At 37.3% G+C, this 22,309-nt stretch carries 15 protein-coding genes; 5 read left to right on the top strand and 10 right to left on the bottom strand.

All coding sequences use genetic code 11. The features are described from left to right. Positions 1-161: 161 nt before the first annotated feature. The 3 genes from FW778_RS20120 to hutH form a co-directional block, all read right to left on the bottom strand. Positions 162-866, bottom strand: coding sequence for a ThuA domain-containing protein (locus FW778_RS20120; RefSeq protein WP_235906499.1), 705 nt, complete (start codon positions 864-866; stop codon positions 162-164). Positions 867-971: 105 nt separating this feature from the next. Then, entirely contained in the window at positions 972-2,657 is a 1,686-nt protein-coding gene (hutU, locus tag FW778_RS20115; protein ID WP_150416686.1) for a urocanate hydratase, read from the bottom strand. A 122-nt stretch (positions 2,658-2,779) separates the two neighbouring features. Next, positions 2,780-4,273, bottom strand: a complete 1,494-nt coding sequence (hutH, locus tag FW778_RS20110; RefSeq protein WP_150416685.1) for a histidine ammonia-lyase — start codon at positions 4,271-4,273, stop codon at positions 2,780-2,782. Between the two features lie 159 nt (positions 4,274-4,432). On the opposite strand from hutH, the gene FW778_RS20105 reads away from it, so the two are divergent. Further along, entirely contained in the window at positions 4,433-5,425 is a 993-nt protein-coding gene (locus tag FW778_RS20105) for a WD40/YVTN/BNR-like repeat-containing protein (protein ID WP_150416684.1), read from the top strand. Positions 5,426-5,469: 44 nt separating this feature from the next. Here FW778_RS20105 and FW778_RS20100 read toward each other — a convergent pair whose 3' ends face one another. Both FW778_RS20100 and smc read right to left on the bottom strand, forming a co-directional pair. Further along, on the bottom strand, positions 5,470-5,679 hold the full coding sequence (locus FW778_RS20100) for a hypothetical protein (RefSeq protein WP_150416683.1): 210 nt from the start codon (positions 5,677-5,679) through the stop codon (positions 5,470-5,472). A 44-nt stretch (positions 5,680-5,723) separates the two neighbouring features. Next, entirely contained in the window at positions 5,724-9,263 is a 3,540-nt protein-coding gene (gene smc / locus FW778_RS20095; protein ID WP_150416682.1) for a chromosome segregation protein SMC, read from the bottom strand. A 209-nt stretch (positions 9,264-9,472) separates the two neighbouring features. On the opposite strand from smc, the gene FW778_RS20090 reads away from it, so the two are divergent. Together FW778_RS20090 and FW778_RS20085 are read left to right on the top strand one after the other, a co-directional pair. After that, positions 9,473-10,288: a universal stress protein gene (locus FW778_RS20090; RefSeq protein ID WP_202552389.1), complete on the top strand. Its 816-nt coding sequence runs from the start codon at positions 9,473-9,475 to the stop codon at positions 10,286-10,288. Positions 10,289-10,448: 160 nt separating this feature from the next. Then, complete coding sequence (locus tag FW778_RS20085) at positions 10,449-11,396, top strand: arginase (protein WP_150416680.1); 948 nt, start codon at positions 10,449-10,451, stop codon at positions 11,394-11,396. 60 nt (positions 11,397-11,456) lie between these two features. On the opposite strand, the gene FW778_RS20080 is transcribed toward FW778_RS20085, so the two are convergent. From FW778_RS20080 to glgB, 3 genes are all read right to left on the bottom strand, one after another. Further along, the gene (locus tag FW778_RS20080; RefSeq protein ID WP_150416679.1) at positions 11,457-12,626 is read right to left on the bottom strand and encodes a T9SS type A sorting domain-containing protein; all 1,170 of its coding nucleotides are present in this window, start codon (positions 12,624-12,626) and stop codon (positions 11,457-11,459) included. A gap of 249 nt (positions 12,627-12,875) precedes the next feature. Beyond that, positions 12,876-13,898, bottom strand: coding sequence for a tetratricopeptide repeat protein (locus FW778_RS20075; RefSeq protein ID WP_150416678.1), 1,023 nt, complete (start codon positions 13,896-13,898; stop codon positions 12,876-12,878). 29 nt (positions 13,899-13,927) lie between these two features. After that, positions 13,928-15,877, bottom strand: coding sequence for a 1,4-alpha-glucan branching protein GlgB (gene glgB, locus FW778_RS20070; RefSeq protein ID WP_150416677.1), 1,950 nt, complete (start codon positions 15,875-15,877; stop codon positions 13,928-13,930). A gap of 182 nt (positions 15,878-16,059) precedes the next feature. Between glgB and FW778_RS20065 the strand changes: the two genes are divergently transcribed. After that, the gene (locus FW778_RS20065; RefSeq protein WP_150416676.1) at positions 16,060-18,837 is read left to right on the top strand and encodes a TonB dependent receptor; all 2,778 of its coding nucleotides are present in this window, start codon (positions 16,060-16,062) and stop codon (positions 18,835-18,837) included. Positions 18,838-18,853: 16 nt separating this feature from the next. Further along, positions 18,854-19,624 (top strand): GLPGLI family protein, encoded by a 771-nt coding sequence (locus tag FW778_RS20060; RefSeq protein ID WP_150416675.1) that lies wholly within the window; start codon positions 18,854-18,856, stop codon positions 19,622-19,624. Between the two features lie 38 nt (positions 19,625-19,662). Here the strand turns inward: FW778_RS20060 and leuB are convergent, their stop codons facing one another. Together leuB and FW778_RS20050 are read right to left on the bottom strand one after the other, a co-directional pair. Further along, positions 19,663-20,736, bottom strand: coding sequence for a 3-isopropylmalate dehydrogenase (gene leuB / locus FW778_RS20055; protein ID WP_150416674.1), 1,074 nt, complete (start codon positions 20,734-20,736; stop codon positions 19,663-19,665). A gap of 35 nt (positions 20,737-20,771) precedes the next feature. Beyond that, a complete protein-coding gene (locus FW778_RS20050; RefSeq protein ID WP_150416673.1) occupies positions 20,772-22,304 on the bottom strand; it encodes an alpha-isopropylmalate synthase regulatory domain-containing protein in 1,533 nt (510 codons plus the stop codon). Positions 22,305-22,309: the final 5 nt, after the last annotated feature.

The raw sequence follows: 22,309 nt of genomic DNA, 5'->3' as shown, positions 1-22,309 counted from the left end.
GGTAATAATAATATCACGTTGGTGATGAAAAATAAAAATACGAAATTGAATAACCAACCCGTTAGAATTATTTTCGGGTGAATTAAAAAAAATTTCCGTATTTATCCGAGGAATAAATTCTATTCATAATTTTTTTGATAACGGATTAGATTAAACGACATTTATTTCTTCCCGGTAGCAGCCCAAAAAATACCGGCATATATATGATTTAAAAATGCCGGATCGTTATAATCAGTGGGCATGTGGCCAAGCGCCGTATAGAAAGCACGTCCACCATCATAATTATGGTACCACGCAATTGGATGAAATTTACCCATACCTTCTCCTTTCTTTGTGCCCCAATCTGCCTTAGGATTATAACTGGATTCGTCGACTGCAAGTATATAATTAAGTCCCTGGATTTTTTCAGGCCCGAATTGATACCATTCATCCGTCCATAACTTATTGCCTGCAAAGCCCTGCAACCCGGGAAATGAATTATCAAGTACGCTTAATTTTGCGGTTTGAATAACGGGATGAATATGAAACATTCTGCCCACGAGTTTCGTGTACCAGTCCCAGTCATATTCAGTATCCGACGCGCTGTGAATGCCCACAAAACCTTTACCCGATTCAATAAAACGTTCCATAACTTTTTGTTGGGCAGAATCAAAAATGTCGCCGGTTGTATTTAAAAATATAACCACCTGGAATTGCTCCAGAACTTTATCGGTGAAGCCATTTGGATCTTCAAGCAACACTACATCAAAAAAATTTTTTCTTCCCAAATCCTGCAAAGCTAAAACCCCGGCATGAATTGATTCGTGATGCCAGCCTCTTGTGGTTGTTACCAATAATGTTTTGAATTGTTTTTGAGCTATAGCCATTGAACAAAAAAATATTTGAGTGATTAAAAAAACTGTGATTGATTTTAAGAACTTCATGTTTAATTTATAAATGTGAATAATTGATGCGTTTTTTATTTTAAATAACTAAATACCATTTTTATCGGATAAGCGCTCTTTTATATCAAGGTCATACATTCTTGCATAATCTTTTGCCACATCGTATCCTGCATCTGCGTGGCGAATGATGCCAAGACCCGGATCGTTGCGTAAGACACGGCTAAGCTTACACGCAGCTTCATCGGTTCCGTCGGCAACGATTACCATACCTGCATGTATGCTATACCCCATGCCAACCCCGCCACCCTGGTGCAGGCTTACCCAGCTTGCGCCACCTGCAGTATTTACCAATGCATTAAGGATGGGCCAATCAGCAACTGCATCACTACCATCCAGCATCGCTTCTGTTTCACGATTGGGACTCGCTACAGAACCTGTATCCAAATGATCACGGCCAATAACTATAGGCGCTTTCACTTTCCCAGTTCGTACCAACTCATTAAATGCAAATCCGGCTTTTTCCCTGTCCCCCTGCCCTACCCAGCATATTCGTGCAGGTAATCCCTGGAAGGCTATTTTTTGCTGCGCCATTTTTATCCATCTTATCATGCCTTCATTTTCAGGAAATAAATTGATCATTACTTCATCTGTTACAGCAATATCATTTGGGTCGCCACTCAATGCTGCCCATCTAAAAGGCCCCTTGCCTTCGCAAAAAAGTGGTCTTATATATGCAGGCACAAACCCCGGAAAACCAAATGCATTCTTTAAACCTGCTTCGTATGCCCTTGCACGTAAGTTATTGCCATAATCGAAAGTTACCGCTCCCCGGCTCTGTAATTCAAGCATTAATTTGACGTGAAGTTTCATACTATCATAAGCGAGAGAAATATATTTTTGAGGATCAGACTCACGGAGAACCGTAGCCGCGTCTGTTGAGAGCGTATGTGGGACATATCCAACCAAAGGGTCATGTGCAGAAGTCTGGTCAGTAAGAATATCAACTGGTATATTTCTTTCAATGAGTCTTCCCAATAATTCAACTGCATTACAATGAACGCCAATGCTCCATGCTTTACCGATTTCTTTTGCACGAAGCGCTTTATCAATAGCCACATCAATATTTTCAATCATCTCATCTAAATACTTTGTTTCCAGCCGCTTTTCTATTCTCCATTTTTCTACTTCAGCAGCAAGGCATACGCCTTCATTCATCGTAATAGAGAGCGGCTGTGCCCCTCCCATTCCGCCGAGCCCCGCGGTCACACTCAACGTATTTTTAAGCGTTCCACTAAAATGTCTTTTGGCAACAGCGCCAAATGTTTCATAAGTCCCCTGTACAATTCCCTGGCTACCGATGTATATCCATGAGCCTGCAGTCATTTGTCCAAACATCATCAGCCCCTTTTTTTCCAATTCATCAAAATGCTCCCATGTTGCCCATTTTGGTACAAGTTGCGAATTGGAAATAAGGATACGAGGTGCATTAGTATGTGTTTTTAAAATGCCAACTGGCTTACCACTTTGTATTAAAAGTGATTCATCATTCTCCAAATCTTTCAATGCTTTTATAATGAGATCGAGACTCTCAAAATTTCTTGCTGCTTTTCCTCGCCCACCGTAAACAATTAACTCATCAGGCTTTTCAGCAACTTCAGGATTGAGATTATTTAACAGCATTCGTAATGCCGCCTCCTGTATCCATCCTTTGCAACTAAGTTGTGTACCGGTGGGCGTTTTATATTTTATTGCGTCATAAGTTTTCTTAACCATGATATTTCATTTATCAATTTAGAATTTTAACCTTCAGTTTTGATATTCGTACTGGCGATGCTTCGACAAGCTCAGCATGACAGATATCAATGAGGTAAAACTGATCAATTCAAGTTACGATTTTACAATTCATAGCTTCTCATAAATTCCACTGCCTTCATCATATCATCATGCAAAAACCTGTCAGCAATATTAAAAGATACTTTTTCGCGAAAGGCCGTTATCACTTCTTCCAATACCGGTGATGATTTCATTGGCTTTCGGTACTCCATTGCCTGTACCGCACTTAGTAATTCAATTGCCAAAACTTTTTCTACATTATCAATTACGCGTAAACATTTGGTGGCTGCATTAGCGCCCATACTTACATGATCTTCCTGATTATTAGATGATGAAATAGAATCAACTGAAGCTGGTGTACATAATTGCTTGTTCTCACTAACAATGCCTGCAGCGGTGTATTGCGGAATCATTAATCCTGAATTAAGGCCGGGATTTTTTACTAAAAATAAAGGTAGATTTCTTTGCCCGCTTAAAAGCTGGTAAATGCGACGTTCAGAAATATTGGCTAATTCACTCATTGCAATTGCGAGGTAATCCAAACCTAACGCTAACGGCTGCCCGTGAAAATTTCCACCACTTAATATAAGGTCATCGTCTGGAAAAATATTTGGGTTGTCGGTAACTGAATTGATTTCTTTTAAAAAGATTTTTAATACAAAATCAAATGTATCCTTCGTTGCTCCGTGTACCTGCGGAATGCAACGGAAGGAATAAGGATCCTGGACTTGTTTCTTGTGCGCTGAATAGATTTCACTTTCTTCCAGCAAGGACCGCATTTCCGCGGCAACAAATACCTGCCCGTCGTGGTCTCTTATAGAATGCAGCTTTTCATTGAGTGAATCTTTATTACCATCAAATGCATCGAAAGAAATAGATGCAATTACATTCGCCCATTCCATTAAACTCTCCGATTTAATAAGTGCACTCATTCCATAAGCGCTCATAAATTGCGTGCCATTTATAAGGGCAAGACCTTCCTTACTTTGCAGCTCTAGCGGTTTCCATCCTGATTTTTCAAGAGCATCCGCAGCTTTCATTTTTTCACCGTTATACCTTACTTCTCCAAAGCCTATTAATGGAACACATAAATGACTTAGCGGAGCAAGATCGCCCGACGCACCCAATGAACCTTGTGTATAAATAACAGGAAGCACATTATTGTTGTGCATCTCCATTAACCGTTTCACCACTTCAATACCAATGCCTGAATATCCATAGCTCAACGATTTTATTTTGAGCATCATCATCAGCTTTACAATTTCACCCGGCACCTCCTCCCCCATTCCGCAGGCATGCGATAGCAATAAATTACTCTGCAAAGCGCGCAATTGTTCTTTATCTATTTGTACATTTTGTAAAAAACCAAAGCCTGTATTAATCCCATAAAAAAGCTCATCAGAATCATTTAATTTTTCATCGAGGTATTGCCTGCATTTTAATATGACTTCGTGTGCGGCGAACGTTATAGACACTAATTGTTTGTACTTCAGAAAATTTTTTATCTGCTGAAATGTAAGAACACTCTTATCAAGCGGGAGATAATTATAACTCATGTATCAAATGTATAGAAATAGTTTAGAGTTATGAATTTAGAATTATGAATTCCGGAACTCCCCCAAAGGCTTGATGAACAAGATAAAAAATCAAAAGAAAAACTTTAAAGACTTTGCATTTTTCTTTACGTTCTTTGTGATATTAATCAAAAGATCAGGATGAAAAATATTTTTCTTTTACTCGTTCTTATTTGTTCAAATAGTTGTGCGCAACAAATAAAAATTGTAAATACAGGAACTAAAACTTCTATAAGAGGATTGAGTGTTGTAAATGATAAAATTATTTGGGTAAGCGGCAGCAATGGAATGATCGGCAAATCAATTGACAGCGGCGACACATGGAAATGGATACAGGTGAAGGATTTTGAGAAAACGGACTTCCGGGATATTGAAGCCTTTGATAAAAACATCGCCGTAATAATGGGCGTTGATGCGCCTGCTTATATTTTGAGAACCATTGATGGGGGCCAAACGTGGAAACTCGTGTTTGAAGATAAGCAAAAAGGAATGTTTTTAGATGCCATGGAATTCTGGAATGAGCAAAGTGGAATTGTTATAGGTGATCCAATCAATGGAAAATTTTTTATTGCAAGAACTTTTAACGGTGGCAATAGCTGGCAAAACATTCCTGAAAATAAATATCCTGCTGCGGACAGCGGTGAAGCCTGCTTTGCAGCCAGCGGAACCAATATACGAAAATTTGGAAATGATGCGGCCTGCTTTGTAACCGGCGGTTTACATTCAAGATTATTTATAAAAGATAAAATAATTGATCTACCTATTGTGCAGGGGAAAGAAACGACAGGCGCTAATTCCATTGCCATAAAAAATAAAAAAATATTTATAGTTGTTGGTGGTGATTTTAATACTCCCGATTCAACTTATAAAAATTGTATTATTAGTAATGATGGTGGCAACATTTGGACTTCTCCCTTAACCCCTCCAAATGGTTACAGAAGCTGTGTTGAATATATTGATAAGAAACAATGGGTAACCTGCGGCATCAATGGCGTTGACATATCTAACGATGACGGGCAAACGTGGAAATGGATTTCGAAAGTAAGCTTTAATGTTTGCAGGAAAGCCAAGAAAGGGAAGAGTGTTTTTTTTGCGGGTGGGAAAGGGTTGATTGGGAAATTGATTGAACGGTAATGAGTAGGAATTATGGGATTATCAGAATATATAATCTGTAATCGTCAATATTTAATCTGACAAGTTGGATTTTTTAAAACATCATCAATTTCTTTATCATTGAGTTTATTTTGGCGTCCAAACAAAAGAAACGTTTTATATTCTCCTCCAAATTCTTTTTCAATTCCTGGCGGCAAATTTTGGGGATCTGTTTTATAAGAGACAGAATAGTTTGCATTATTATTTTTAAATTGATATGTTATAAATCTAAACATTCTTTAAAAAACAAAGTTTGTTAATATCAAAAACAAAGCTCAAATTAATTCGCAAATTGGTGATCTAATCCTCTGAAATCTACAGGAACCAACCTGCTTACACCCGCCTCCTGCATGGTTACTCCATAAATAACATCCACTGAAGCCATAGTCATTTTATTATGGGTTACAATAATGAATTGAGATTCTTTACTAAACTTCCGGATCATTTGTGTGAATTTTCCAACATTGGCATCATCTAACGGTGCATCTACTTCATCAAGAATACAAAAAGGTGCAGGCTTTATTAAATAGATAGCAAACAAAAGTGCTATGGCAGTTAAAGTTTTTTCTCCCCCGCTTAATTGTGTTATGGTTGTTGGTCGTTTTCCTTTAGGTTTAGCAACAATATCAATGCCCGTGTCAGCAAGGTTTTCCGGGTTTTCTAGAACCATATCTGCCGTGTCATCTTCCGTAAACAATGCCTTAAAAACATTTTGAAAATTCTCTCTCACTGTGTTGAAAGTTTCAAGAAACAGACGATTAGCTGTTATTTCCACTTCCTGTATCGTTTGCATTAAAGAATCTTTTGCAGTTACCAAATCATTCTTTTGCTCCACAATAAATTCATAACGCTTTTTCATTTCAGTGAAGGCTTCGATGGCCGTTGGATTGATTTCACCCATATTTTCCAATCTCTTTTTCATGCGATCACTCTTTTCCTGTAATTCTTCAAGCGGAGTATCTGTATTTCTTTCTTCATCCAAAATTGCATCGAGGTCAACTTTAAACTCAACACTCAGGCGTTCTTTCATCCCGGCAAGATGCAGTTTCAATTCATTGAGCTTGTCTTTTATTTCATTCAATAAATGATCAGTCTGTTCTTTTGCTTTTTGCTTATGCCTTAACTCGCTTTCTTTTTCATTTAGTTCATTTCTCAAATTATAATAAGCCTGGTCGGCTTCATTTAATTTTTTTTGTTCAGTTTCTTTGCTTTTTAATAATGAAATAACCGCCTCTTCCAACTGCTTTAGCTGTTCATCAGTTGTTGCAATATTTTCGTTAGCCTCTTTTAACTGGACATTACTTCTTTCGCTCTGCGCAGAAAGATCATTAAACTGGTTGGTTTTAAATATCAGTTCCTGCTGGAGCGAATTCAATTTGTTTTGCTGCCTTGCAAGCAAGAGATTATTTTCATTATACATTCCGTTGATAGAGTTGAATTCATTTTCGGCATTCATAAATTCTTCACTTGCAATCTTCATGGTGGCATCTAATTTTTCCACCTCACCGGCCAATGATTCCAACAATAATCGTGTCTCGTTTATAGCCGAACGATTTTGCTCTAACTGGCCGTTAAGTTCCTCAGACCGTTGAGTAGATAATGATTGCTGGTGAGCAATATTTTCCATCTTATTTTGAATGGCAAACGACGTATTAATTAACTCATTTATATGCTGTTGTGTTTGTTGTATGGTATTTTCTTTTAACTGCTCGTTAAAGGCAATTACCTCGTTGGAACGCTGGGTAATAATGGCCTTTAAAGCCGTTACTTTTTCTTGTTGAACAGTTATTTTTTCGGCAAGCTTTTCGAGGTTTTTTGCCCGCCCGATTTTCTTACCTTCAAACAAACCGACGCTTCCGCCGGTGAGAGAATATTTTCCCTTTACATATTTTCCATTTTTTTCAAGAACAACAAATCCGTTGCTGTTTTGTAAGGCTTCTTCACTTTCAGCAATAAAAACATTTCCTAAAAGATAAGTGGCGAGATGCTTATATTTCTCATCAACTTCTACTACCGACATTGCAGGAATAGCTCCTTCAATTGTTCCATGTTTGCTCTCATTTTCAAATGCATTCAATTTATCAAGAAGGAAAAAGTTTGCCTTTCCTTTTTTATTTTCATCTAATAAATGAACAGCTGTCAGGCCTTCCTGTATATCTTCAACTACATAATAATTAAGATAAGGTTCCAACACATTTTCCAGGGCGGTACGAAATTCTTCTTTTACATAAATGATATCGCTTAAAATAGGCGCTGTATAGTTCCATGCTTTATTATTATGTAAGAATTTTACACTTTCAGGATAGCCCTCCATTGTATCGATAAGGCTTTTCAAAAGGTCGTGTTCATTTTGCCGGGAATCGAGTATGCGATTTTCTTCGGCAAGCTCACTTCTTAATTTTTCAAGCGCCGCCTGCGTTTCAAGAATTTGTTCTTTGGTAAAAGCATTATGTTGTTTCAGTTGTTCCAGCGTCGTTTTTTTCTCATCAAGCTCGCTTTCCTTTTTCTTCTTTTCTATTTCCAGCTGCTCCAGCATTTCATTTCGCTGGCTCTGCTCATCGCTGATCTGCATAATAGCCCGCTGCAGGTTGTTAATGGTTGTATCGGCAACGGCAACTTTTTTTTCTGCATCGAAATAATTGCGCTGCAAACTCATTTGCGATTGGCGTAAAGTGTCTACCGCTGTTCTTTTCTCATCAAATACATTCCTTTTTTCACCGGCGCTTTGTTTCAGTAATTCAAGTTGTTCCTTTTGCCCGGCAAGTTTTATTTCTTCATCTCCTATTTGCTGTTTAGTAAAAACGATACTTTCTTCAATACCTTTCAATTGACCTTCCGCTTTTACTAAAAAATCTTTCAGGCTGCTTTCTCTTTCTCTTAAATATTGCAAACGCTGAGCGCTGAGATTCTTTTCATTTTCTCTTTCGCGAACGGTGTTATTCAATTCATTAAAAGCATGCTGTTGCTGCTGCAGCAATTTTTCTTTTTCTATAAACCCGGTCTTTTCTTTTTCTACAAAAGCTTCTTCTGTCGCTATTTCAGCCTCCAGTTGAATCTTTTTATCGGTTTCTGTTTTTTGCTGTTCGTTTAAATCTTTATACGTAATGTTAAAACCTTCTAGCGCTGCTTTTGCTAGCTCAATACTTATTTCGCGGTAATCTTTTTTTATCTCGTAATACTTCTCCGCTTTTTTTGCCTGGCTCTCCAGCGATTTTAACTGGTTATTAATTTCAAAAAGTAAATCTTCTATACGTGCAAGATCCTGCTCTGTTGCATCGAGTTTTAATTTGGCTTCCCGTTTTCTTGTTTTATAAATGGAAATTCCGGCTGCCTGTTCCAGCATCCTGCGACGGCTGTTTTCTTTATCTTTTATAATATCATCTACCATCCCTAACTCAATGATGGCGTAGCTATCGGTGCTTACACCGGTATCCATAAAAAGGTTATGAATGTCTTTTAAGCGGCAGCTTACATCATTAAGCCGGTACTCGCTTTCGCCGTTCTTGTAATATTTGCGGGTTATGGTTACCGTGTTGAATTCTGTAGGCAACAAATTGCGGGTATTATCAAACGTTAGGCTTACTTCTGCAAGCCCGCTGGCACTCCTGGTTTTGGAGCCGTTAAATACGAGGCTTTCGAGGTTTTCACTCCTTAGCTGGCTGATCTTTTGTTCGCCTATAACCCAGCGTATGCTGTCAACAATATTACTTTTGCCACAACCATTGGGGCCAATAACACCCGTAATTCCTTCATCGAAGTTAAGGGTGGTTTTATCTGCAAAGCTTTTAAAACCTTTTATTTCAAGACTCTTTAATCTCACTGTATCTTATTTAAGCCTGCTCAGTACGGTTTGGGCAGGCTCGCAAATATATTGGTTCTCCTATAAAGAAATATGAGTTGCTATCAATTGGGTTTTATACTTATACACACATTTTTCACAGCGTCAATTTTTTTGAAGATTAGATGTTCTTTTTCAAGTAATTTCCTCTCGGGATGTTTTTTATTTACATTTACAAAAAAATATTTTTCATGAAATCATTTTTAGTTCCTGTTGATTTTTCTGTCACATCAGAAAATGCCGCCGAATATGCTGTGGCGCTTACATTGGATATACCTGGTGTTGAAATTATACTCTACCATGTATACAACCGCATTAATTTTGCTACATTAACTGATAAAGAAGAAGGATCCCGGAAGATGGTTACTGATGCTGAATTAAACGCTTTAAAAGACAAACTTAAATATTCTGATAACCAGATAATTAGAATTGAATCAGAAGAAGGTTCATTTATAGACAATATTGAAAAATATGTATTAAGTAATCATATTGATATGGTGATTATGGGCATTACAGGAAGTTCCAGAATTAAGCAGGTATTTATGGGCACGAATACACTTAATGTAATACGACATATCAATACTCCTGTAATGATCATTCCGCCGGATGCCAAATTTACCAGAATTAGCAACATACTTTTTGTGTCAGACTTTAAAGATGTTGCCCGGACAACACCTTTTGTTTCGCTTAAAAAAGTATTGGATTTTTTGAAGCCCAAACTTAAAATTTTAAATGTGGACAGTGAACATTACATTGAGCTTACTGATGAATTTAAAATTGAAAAAGAAACAATGGAAGATAAATTGAACAGTTATAATCCTGAATTTTCATTCTTAAGAGCTTATGATTTTTTGGATGGCATCAACAATTTTGCTGAAGCCAAAGAAATTGATGCTATAATTACTTGCCCCAAGAAACATGGAATTATCAGCCAGCTTTTTAAAACAAGCCATACTAAAAAACTTGCTTACCACAGTCATATTCCCACGATTGCAATTTCTCAATAGTAGTAAGAACAAAAATCCAAAGGGCTAAGGCATGAATTGATTTGAGGAAAAGGATCAACTATCCTTTTCCTTCTCATGAAACTTTTTATTGTCGTTTGAAATATATAAGCGAATACCTTGCGATTAAATATCCCAAGATTGCCATGATAAAAATAGAGTTATGAAAAATATAAAGCTGATAGAAGTTCCCAGTGAAATTGGAGCAGGCACACGTGGTGCAAGCCTTGGAATTGATGCAATAAAAATTGCCGCCCTTGATTTTATGAGTAATTTTTTTGTTCACTTTCCGTCAGAAAAAATTGAAACAGAAAATAATTTATTGTTCGAGCCGATACAATCACCCTATGCAAAACGAATTAATGGAGTTCTGATAATGACTGAAAGAGTTTCAAAAGCAATAAAAGATACTATCAATAATAATTTTTTCCCGGTCGTTATCAGTGGAGATCATAGTAATTCAGCCGGCACCATCGCCGGCATTAAGATGGCAAAACCTAAAAGCCGTCTTGGTGTAATTTGGATTGACGCACATGCTGACTTGCATACACCTTATACCACGCCGTCCGGAAACCTGCATGGAATGCCTCTTTCGGCATCCATTGCAGAAGATAACGAGGAAAGCAAAGTTCATGAGCCTGACGAGAAAACAAAAAAGCAATGGGATCATTTAAAGAATTTCGGAAAGATTGCTCCTAAGGTTTTACCTGAAGACATTGTTTTTATTTCTTTAAGGGATTATGAAAAGGAGGAAAAGCACCTGATTGAAAAATATGGAATGAAAGTTATTACTACTGCTGAACTAAGGCGCAAAGGCCCGGAAAATGTGGTAAGAGCGGCGCTAAGATATTTAACGGAGTGCACAGATATTTATGTGAGCTTCGATGTTGATTGCCTTGATTCGTCTATAACAAAAGGGACCGGAACACCGGTAAGCAATGGGCTTAAAGAAAGGGAAGCCGAAGACCTGGTAAGCAAATTTATGCAAAACAGGAAGATTTGTTGTTTTGAAATAACAGAAGTAAATCCTACACTCGATAAAGAAAATCTTATGGCCGAAATAGCCTTTAATATTTTACAACGAAGTGTAAATGTATTAATGATGAATTAATTCTATCACCTGCATTATGCTGTGAAAGCCTTGTTCCTTTTGCTTTTTGAATAAAAGTGTTTACAGAATTTTTAATTTTTGTACCTGTTCTGTATTATTTTTTAAATCTCTCACGTTAAGAAAATAAATGCCTGCGGCCGGCTTGTGCGCCCATTCAATATTTATCGAACCACTTTGGTTGAGCGAATACTTTTTAAAAAAGGTCGTTTGCCCTAAACTGTTTATTAATTCTACCTCAAACAAACCTCCTGTCGATTTTATAAAATGAATATTGATACCACTTATGGATGGATTAGGATACAATGAATAAGCCGCGTTGTTATTCTTATTGATGGAAGCGGAGTGAATCTGGGAGTATAAAAATTTACCTGCATAATCAGTTTGCTTTACTCTGAAGAATAAATTGCCTGTGAAGTTTTCGTCGGGAGTAAAAATAAAGCTATAACTGGCAAGGTTACCCGAAAGATTGGAAACGCCTTCGCCTAAATTCTTAAACAGCTTTCCATCGGTGCTAATTTCTATTTCATATTTATCGGTTGTTCGCGGATCATTCACCGTCCATTGAACAAGAACGTTATTGTTCCGTAGCGATAAATTAAAACCTGTCAAATGGGTTTCCAAAACAACTAAAGGACACCAATAATATACCAGTTGTACCTTCAACCGGGTATAAGCTTTAAGCGTAAAAATAGCATTATCGCTGCCGGTTAAAATAGTAAACGTACTGGTATTGAGATAATTGAAATCAACAGTTCCTGTTCCATAAAATGCTGAATTTGAAGAGCCATATTTTTCATCAGTCCGTTTATTGAACACTGTGTCAGGGCCTATATCAACATTATCTCCCGCCGAATCTTTAGGAGAAAGCGTGTAAGGCCCAAAATCTTTGGGAGCAGAAGTTACAGAAGTAAAAAAGCTGCCTGGCCCCGTAAATTGCGATCTCCTGAATGTTTCAAAATTATATACGGTTGTATCGGGAAGATTATTTTGCAAATTATAATTGACTACTGTGGAAACAGTATCCCGAAGCCTGAAGCAGGTTAAAACTCCTATAGTAGGGTCAAACTGCGGAAAAGAAATTACAGTATTGGTGGTAACTATTGAGTCAAAATTTTGGTTATAGGATATTGAATCAGGTATTGAGCCATCTGAGCAGGTACATTGCGACTTGATCTTTTGCGTGGAAAATAAAAAGATGGCAAATATTAAGTGTGGGTATAATTTTTTCATAGATCAAGGATTTGATATGTTAGCGGATTTTAATCTTTAAAGTTATAAACTATATATAGGGTAGTCAACAGGAAAAACCCCCTATTATAAGTATGGTAAATACAACATAAGTTTCTGAATTCTACCAGGGGGATTAAGACTAAAATAGAATAGCCTTCAAAGAGTTACAGGTGTTAATTTTCAATTTAATTTTAAAAGGCAGACAGGCAATAAAATTAAGCCTGAAATATTTCGACAACATTTTCTCGATTATAAACCCATAGGAACATCTTTTTTCTGCCGGCTTCTTGCAAGAGAGGGATCCATTTCAATGGCTTTATCGCATATCTTTTGGCCTTTTTCTTTTTCACCTTTCTTTTGAAAAGTCATTCCAGCCATAAATAACGAAGAAGCATCTTTAGGATTTAATTCAAGCAGCTTTTGGTAGTAGGCAAGCGCATCATCGTATCGCTTTGTTTCGTACATAGCATACGCAATGTTATTTATCAACTCTTTATTATTGGGTTTCCGGGTAAGAACTTCGTTCAATGTTTTTAATCCGTTTTCGGTATCGCCGGTATATAATTGCGCGAACCCAACATTTTCATAGTAATCGTTTGTTTTAGTATAACCTTTATCACCAGCCAAATTGAAATATTTTAAAGCGTCTTTATAATCGTCCTGGTTGTAATAAATAAGTCCCAGCTCATATATCCACATGTTTCTTTCGGGTTCTATTGTAATGGCTTTTTGGTAAAGGGGAATGGCATTCTTTTCGTTTTCCAATTCAATGTAGGTACGCCCTAACGTATAGGCAGCTTCCGCATCCTTATCGTTTTTACCAATCGCTTTTTGTAAAAGAGTTTGAGCTTTCCCATAATCTTCAAGATTGTAATAGCTCATTCCCATAATCCGGTCAGCATCGCTGCAGTTATTACATTTTTGGGAAAGATCAATTGCTTTTTGAAACTGCCTGTTATTAAAATAGAGCGTAGATAACTGTTTGATCACTTCATTATTACCAGGATCCAACTCGTATGCCTTAGTAAAATTTCCTAATGCGGGGTCAACTTTATGCATTTCCAGGTTTACATTACCGCTTTCAATATATGCTTCTGTGTAATTTGGATTAAAGCTTATTGCTTTATCAAAATCCCTGGCGGCGATGGCAAAAAGCCTGAAAGTTTTTTCACCCAGTCCTTTTTTGAAATAAAATTGAGCACTGTCTGAATTCTGAGAAAAAAGAACACAGGCAGGGAGGAAAAATAAAATTGCAAGGATAAGGTTTTTCATTGGAGAAATATTTGCAAATTAAGTACCAATCATTTCAGTACTATAGCACCTAACGCTGGTAAATGCAGGTTTATTTCGTATTCCTTATTTTTTTTATCCACCAGTTTTGTTGTAATTACCTGGTTATCGAAATAACCGCCACCCCAAAAGTTTTTATCATCGCTGTTTAATATCATCTTCCATTCCTTTTTACCATGCACTTTTATTGTCCAATTTTCCCTGGTAACAGGAGTCATATTAAAAACTACTAAAACATTCTCTTTGCTTCTCTTGCCTTTACGCATATACACAATCACGGATTCATTCCGGTGATCGAGATCAATCCATTCAAATCCTTCTTCCTCAAACTGGCACTCGTACAACGCGGGTTCCGAAGTGTACAACCTGTTTATCTGGCTTACAAAATCCTGCATTTTTTGGTGCGGCTCGTGCGCCAGTAAATGCCAGTCAAGTTCCGTATGATAATTCCATTCAGAAGTCTGGGCAATCTCGTTTCCCATAAAAAGTAATTTACTGCCCGGATGAGTAAACATATAAGTGTAGAGCAACCTGAGGTTTGCAAATTTTTGCCAGTCATCTCCGGGCATTTTATAAATCATGGGAGATTTTCCATGAACCACTTCATCGTGGCTAAGAGGCAGCATGAAGTTTTCATCATAAAAATACATCATGCTGAAAGTAAATTTATCCTGCTGGTCTTTACGATAAAGCGGATCCGTTTTAAAGTAATCAAGTGTATCATGCATCCATCCCATCATCCATTTCATTCCAAAGCCAAGCCCGTCTGAAAATGTGGGTTTTGAAACACCGGGCCAGTCGGTAGCTTCTTCTGCAATTGTTTGTACATCGGGAAAATCCCGGTATATCATTTCATTAAGATTTTTTATAAAAGCAATTGCCTCCAGGTTTCCATTGCCACCAAATTCATTTGGTTCCCAATCCCCTTCTTCCCTGGAATAATTTAACTTAAGCATGGAACTTACCGCGTCTACTCTTACACCATCAATATGAAATTTATCGAACCAAAAGCGGGCACTGCTTATAAGAAACGAACGAACCTCGCCTCTTTTATAATTAAAAATATACGAGTTCCAGTCAGGATGATAGCCCTTTCTCATATCAGCATATTCATATGTATGGGTACCATCAAACATAAAAAGACCAAATGCATCATGTGGAAAATGCGAGGGAACCCAATCAAGTATTACACCGATATCTTCTTTATGAAATGCTTCAACCATCTCCATAAATTCTTCGGGTATGCCAAACCGTGATGTTGGTGCAAAATATCCTGTTCCCTGGTAACCCCAACTTCCATCGAATGGAAATTCCATCACAGGCATTAGCTCCACATGAGTGAATCCCATTTTTTTTACGTAGGGAACCAATAGTTTTGCCTGTTCACGATAAGAGTTTAATGAAGTTTCGCTATAGGGAAAAGGCCGCATCCAACTGGCGAGATGAACTTCGTATACGCTCCAGGGTGAGTTAAGGTCGTTGTGTCTTTTGCGTTTATGCATCCATTCGTTATCTGTCCATGTATGAGCGAGATTAACTGTTTTGGAAGCCGTACCAGGCCGGACTTCCCAGTAGTTTGCATAAGGATCGCCCTTATATAGTTTTGCTCCTTCAAATCCTTCAATATAATACTTATAAGAAGTGTATTCATTTATCCCGGGAATAAAACCTTCCCAGATACCCGATTTTTCCAGCCGTACAAAAAGTGGATGGGCTTCGTTATTCCATTCATTAAAATCTCCTATAACATTTACCCTGGTTGCATTAGGCGCCCAAACCGAAAAATAATATCCTTCCTTGCCTAAAACTTGTAACGGATGCGAACCGAATTTTTTATACAAGCTGTAATGAGTTCCATTTCTAAAGTTCTCAAGGTCTTCCTCATTAAAAAGAGAATAATTCCACACAGGCCTGGTACTGTCCACAAAATTTTCTTCTTCGTATTTTTTTAAACTGCTCATTTTTATTCAATTAAATATTTCCTTCTGCATGTATTATTTCAATGCTTGTATTATAATTTATAATTATTGAAATCAGTACCGATACGCGTTTTACTTTAAGGTAAATTTAAGGATAGTGATTAAGTTATTCTAAATAAAAGAGTGATTTTTGAAATTTAATTTCCCTTCCACAACAATTCTGCATGAAAAAACTAACTGTAATTATCGCCGGATTTTTTTTATCCCTTACAACATTTTCGCAATCGGTTAAAGTTTCAGGTTCAGTAAACGACCCAAATGAAAATAAGCCAGTGAAAAACGCAGTGATTGCCTTGCTTACTCCAAAAGATTCTTTTCTTTATAAATTCACCCGCTCTGATGCCGCCGGCAGATTTACTTTAACACATGTAAAGCCCGGCAAATATATTTTGATGACCACTCATCCTTACTTTGCAGATTTGCTGGATAATATTGAAATTAATAATGATGAACAGCTTGCCCAGTTAAATCTTATTTCAAAAAGTAAATTATTACAGGAAGTAATTATAAAATCAGGGTCAGGATTTCGTATTAAAGGTGACACCACAGTTTATACAGCTGACAGCTTTAAGGTAAGTGCCAATGCCAACGTGGGAGAATTATTAAAAAAATTGCCAGGCATACAGGTAGATAAAGATGGAAAAATTACAGCCATGGGAGAAACCGTGCAAAAAGTATTGGTTGATGGAGAGGAATTTTTTGGCGATGATCCCGGTATGGCCGTTAAAAACTTAAGAGCCGATGCCGTTAAAGAAGTGCAGGTGTTTGATAAAAAAAGCGACCAGGCAGAGTTTACAGGAATCGATGATGGTAAAACACAAAAGACCATTAACCTTAAATTAAAAGAAAATGCCAAGCATGGTTACTTTGGTAAGGCAGATGTAACCGGTGGTACGCAACAAAATAAGGAAAACCGTTATAATGAGAATTTACTATTTAGTTCCTTTAGAGGAAAACGAAAATTATCAGCTTTCCTGTTAAGCGGCAATACAGGACAGGATGGCCTTAGCTGGCAGGATGAACAAAAGTATGGCGGTGGTGATGATAATATAAGTATGAATTTGGATGATGATGGTAATGTTAATTTTCAATGGACCGGCAATACCAACGACGACGAGCCCTATGTGGATCCGCAGAATGGTTTTATGACCAATGTAAACGCCGGAATGCAATACAGTAATAAATGGAACGATAAATATAATTTTAATCTCTCACCTAAATATAACAGTCAACAGTACACGAATCGCAAGCAAACTTTTACAGAGACCCAGGTAGGCGATTCGGTTTTAGATCAAAACTCAACAGAGGTGGATAATGTAAACCGCCATAATTTTAAGATCAGGGGAATATTGGATATGAAGCTGGATTCCATGAATTCTTTGAAGATTACGGTCAATACAAATTTCTATCATACCGAAAGCGGTAGCATGTTAAATTCAATCAGCACCGGAAATAACGGAACTATAAAAAATACAAGCTCAAGAGATCTTTCAACCAGTAATGATAAAAATGCAATTTCAGGAAATATACTTTTTCGGCATAAATTCCATAAAAGCAGGAGGACATTAACCTTCACCGGCAACTGGGACGTATTAAATAATAAAGGAACTAATTTCTTAAAGTCTTTTAACCAGGCATATCTTGACGGCGCTCCGTCTGGCAGCCAGGACGTTGACCAAATGAAAGATTATAACACGTCTGCTACCAATTTAACGGGTAAAATCGTGTACACTGAACCGTTAGCAAAAGAATATTCACTGGAACTGGCTTACCAGCTTTCCTATAATTATGGTACTAACGATCAGCTTACGTACAGCTATACGCCTTTTTCAAATAAGTATGATGTATTGGTTGATTCCTTATCGAACCAGTTTAAACAAAACATCGTTCAAAATATCCCTTCCGCAAGAATAAATTTTGCGAACAAGAAAGTTAAATTAAATATCGGCTCCGGCTTTGGCTTTACGAATTTCGACCTGCAGGATCTCACTTTTAATAAAGATTATACCAGGGACTATGTAAATTTTTACCCCAGCGCTAATTTTACTTATACTTATAAGCCTAATCATGGCATCAGGGTTAATTATACGGGAAACACTACACAGCCTACTATTAACCAGCTACAGCCCTTAAGAAATAACAATGATTACTTTAACCAATATATTGGTAACCCGGATTTAAAACCATCTTTCACCAATTCATTCAACGTATCCCACAATAGTTATAATTTCTTAAAGGATATATGGATGTACCAGTCTTTTAATATAAGGCTCACCAGTAATTCAATTACCAATAACCGAATCATTAATGTTCATTCAGGTAAAACCGTTACCCAGCCTATTAATACTAATGGAAGCCTCTCCCTTAATTTTTATGGCGGCTTTGGTGTTAAGATCAAAAAAATTGATACCAGGATTAATTTCAATCCTAACATTAGCTATAATAAATATGCGGATATCATTAATAGTGTAAAAAGTTTTTCTAAAACAGTATCGCCCGGCGTTTCTGTGTGGATTTCGAAATCAAAAGAAAAGAAATATGATTTTTCTGTAAGTGATCAGTTTAATTACAATGCCAATACCACTTCGCAGAACAACACAAAAATTCATTACAACAGCAACACGGTATATTTGAATGCCACTGTTTATTATAAAAAAGTTTGGGCGCTGCTTTCAGATTTGCAAATATTTTCCCGCCAGAAAACCTCGCAATTTGATAAAAACCTGAACTCCAATCAATGGGGCGCCCGTTTGCAAAGAACTTTTAAAGACAATGAGTTTACCGCTTATATTTCAGTGCATGATATTTTAAATGATAATATAGGCGTAAGCAGAGGTTTTTACAGCAACACTTATACGCAGGTAACTAACGACCGTTTAAAAAGATATTTCATGATTGGCTTTGAATGGGATTTTAAAAACAAAACAGCCAAAACCAAATAGTATTAAAAAAAGCGTTATGAAAATTAAAGTATATTTTGTATTAATTGCAGTACTATCACAGGCACGGGTACACGCACAACAATTTATTACCAAAGCGGTAATAGAATATGAAGTAAAGGCGAATATTAAAAAAACAATGGGCAATGGTATGTTTGAAGATATGCTCAAAGATCAGCTTCCACAGTTTAAAACAGCATATTACAATTTTACTTTCGCCAGTAATAAAAGCATTTACAAATTTGATCATTGGGATGAGGCATCAAAAAAAGTTCCCCAGTGGTGGAGAAAAAGCGATGAAGAAAATATTTGGTTTTGCAATTATGAAACAGGCAAAATGAATATGCAAAAAAATATTGATGGCACTAATATAGATATCGAGGATTCTATTCCAAAATTAAAGTGGAGAATTACTAATGATACCCGGGTTATTGCAGGCTTCAACTGCAGGAAAGCGGTTGCCATAATATTTGACAGTGTTTACGTGTTTGCCTTTTATACTGATGAAATTATGATTTCCGGCGGCCCCTGTACTATAAATGGTTTACCGGGTATGATACTTGGGGTAACGATACCAAGACTATACACATCATGGATTGCGACAAAAGTCTCACTGACTGGCGTAGACGAAAATAAGATTAAACCGGTAAGTTCACGGAAGTATTATGACTTGAAATTTTTAGAAACAACAATAATTGATCGTGCGAAAGACTGGTATAGCGACGACAAAACCGAAAACGAAGAAATTAAACAACAGAAGGCAAGATTTTTATGGGAGACCTTGTTGTGAATTGAAAACAATAATGTCTAAAATAAATCTCTTACAAACTAAATAAATTTTAATACCTCCTCTCCCATTCTTTCAGTTCCCAATATTTTATCAGCAGGGGTAGTGCTATCTGCAATATCTCTTGTACGATAACCGGCCTTTAAAACTTTATCAACTGCGTTTATAACTGTTTCGGATTCTTCCTTCATTCCAAATGAAATATCCAATAGCAAAGCAGCCGATAAAATGGAGGCCAAAGGATTAGCTACGCCTTTGCCGGTAATATCATGGGCAGAACCATGAATAGGTTCGTAAACTCCTGTGCCATCACCTATAGAAGCACTTGCAAGCATCCCCATTGAACCGGCTATTTGAGATGCTTCATCCGTTAAAATATCACCAAACAAATTGGCTGTAACCACCACATCGAAACGGGTCGGGTCTTTTATAAGCAGCATGGCGGTTGAATCTACAAACTGGTACTCCACTGCTACATCAGGATATTCCAATGCAACTTTTTGAACCACGTCTCTCCACAACCGGGATGTCTCAAGCACATTGGCCTTATCAACAGAACATAATTTTTTACGTCTTGTTTTGGCTGCATCAAAAGCTTTACGGGCTATGCGCTCAACTTCATAACGGCTGTACTCAGCAACATCGAATGCGGTATCCCCGTTGTTCTTTCTTCCTTTTTCTCCAAAATAAATATCACCTGTTAATTCGCGGAAAAATAAAATATCAGCGCCTTTTAATATTTCCGGTTTAATGCTTGACGCCCCCAATAATTCATCAAATAATTTTATCGGGCGAATATTAGCATACAATCCCAATTCTTTCCTCATTTTCAATAGACCTTGCTCCGGTCGTACTTTGGCTGATGGGTCGTTATCGTATTTTGGATGGCCAACCGCACCAAACAAAACCGCATCTGAATTTCTCATCTTCTCCAGTGATTCATCCGGTAATGGGTTACCTGTTGCCTCAATAGCAATATGGCCTATTAACGCATCATCATAAGTAAAGGTGTGGCTATACTTTGCAGCTATTTTATTCAATACTTTTTTACCTACGGCTGTTACTTCCTGGCCGATGCCATCGCCGGGAACAATTAAGATGTGTTTGTTTGCCATTGAAATTATTGTAAATGAATTTGTAATAATTTATTTCATTGTGGCTGAAGAGTGTTCAGCATTTTTAATGTTGCTTTTATTGCAGCAACCGTCTGGTCACTGTCTAATCCGCGTGTTTTAAAATCTCTGTTATTCTGGCTCCAGGTAATAATCGTTTCACATAAAGCATCACTCTTACCGCCCGGAGGAATTCGAACAGCATAGTCCGTTAGCTGGGGTAATTCTATTTTCTTTTGCTTGTAAACTTTTTTTAAAGCATTCATAAATGCATCGTATTGGCCATCGCCTTGCGCATGCTCTTCAAATACTTCACCGTTTACACAAATCTTTAAAGTGACCGAAGGGTTTAAATCTTTTGAATGAGTAAGTACGTAATTTTCGATAGTCACTTTTGCTTCAAGCGCATTGCCGTCTAATATGTCGGAGATGATATAAGGCAGGTCGGCCTGCGTTAATACTTCTTTTCTATCTCCCAATTCAATAATCCGTTGAGTTACCTTTTTAAGATCCTCATCTGAAAGAAGGATACCCAACTGCTGTAAATTATTTTCAATATTTGCCTTACCACTCGTTTTGCCCAATGCATATTTTCTTTGACGCCCAAAACGCTCAGGCATCAAGTCACTGAAATATAATTTATTTTTCTTATCACCATCTGCGTGTATGCCGGCCGTTTGTGTAAATACATTTTCTCCAACAACTGGTTTGTTTACGGGAATTCTAAATCCTGAAAATGTTTCTACAAGCTTACTAACGCTATACAAAGATTTTTCAACAACCGATAATTTCACCTGTGGCATAAAATCGTCCAGTACAGCGATTGAACTTGCCAATGCTGCATTGCCTGCCCTTTCGCCCATACCATTGACCGTAAGGTGTAAGCCATGGGCGCCAGCTTTTACGGCTTCCAGCACATTAGCAGTGCCTAAATCGTAATCGTTATGGCCATGAAAGTCGAAATGAATTCCCGGGTAACGCTTTACTGTTTCTGAAACAAATTCAAATACTTCCGATGGAATTAAAATACCCAACGTATCCGGTAACATAATTCTCTTAACCGGCTGTGTTGAGAGAAAATCCAGGTATTGAAAAACATAATCCCTTGAATGACGCATGCCATTGCTCCAGTCTTCGAGATATACATTGCATTCAATTCCTTTTTTCCTCGCCCGCTTTATTACGTCAGCTATTTCTGCAAAATGCTGTTCCGGTTTCTTCTTTAATTGGTGTGTTAAATGATTCAACGAACCTTTCGTGAGCAGGTTCATTACTTTTGCACCTGCCTGCTGCATCCAATGTATAGATACGTCGCCGTCAACAAAAGTTAACACTTCTACTTTATTCAAGAGTCCTTTTGCCTTGGCCCATTTGGTAATCTTTTTTACGGCATCAAATTCTCCTTCCGATACACGGGCAGAAGCAACTTCTATCCTGTCAACTTTTACTTCCGTTAACAGAAGCTGGGCTATAGTTAGTTTTTCAGATGCAGAAAAAGACACACCGCTGGTTTGCTCACCATCGCGGAGTGTAGTGTCCATAATTTCAATATATCGTTGTGATTTTGCCATTATCG

This window comes from Ginsengibacter hankyongi (genome assembly GCF_008710285.1).
GTDB classification, from domain to species: Bacteria; Bacteroidota; Bacteroidia; order Chitinophagales; family Chitinophagaceae; genus Ginsengibacter; species Ginsengibacter hankyongi.
This window is presented reverse-complemented; position numbering and strand designations above follow the sequence as displayed.